The sequence below is a fragment of the Desulfopila sp. IMCC35006 genome (genome assembly GCF_005116645.1).
Lineage (GTDB): Bacteria > Desulfobacterota > Desulfobulbia > Desulfobulbales > Desulfocapsaceae > Desulforhopalus_A.
This window is the reverse complement of sequence record NZ_SWCM01000073.1, coordinates 1-270: the sequence shown is the minus strand read 5'-3', so window position 1 is coordinate 270 and position 270 is coordinate 1. Positions and strand designations below refer to the sequence as shown.

Annotated in this window: 1 pseudogene; it reads right to left on the bottom strand. The window is 53.3% G+C overall.

The window, feature by feature from the left end:
- Positions 1 to 270: pseudogene (gene tuf, locus FCL47_RS24205) on the bottom strand (elongation factor Tu); the annotation flags it as partial.

Here is a 270-nt window from a genome sequence, read left to right as displayed (position 1 = left end):
CACCGGCACCAACAGTTCGCCCGCCTTCACGGATGGCAAATCGCAGACCGACATCCATAGCAATCGGCGTAATCAACTCAACCGCTGCGCTGATGTTGTCCCCGGGCATTACCATTTCCACACCCTCAGCGAGCGTGACAACACCGGTAACGTCGGTTGTTCTGAAATAAAACTGGGGACGATAGCCGTTAAAGAACGGAGTATGACGACCACCCTCGTCCTTGCCGAGGATATAGCACTCTGCATTGAAATTGGTATGCGGGGTAATAG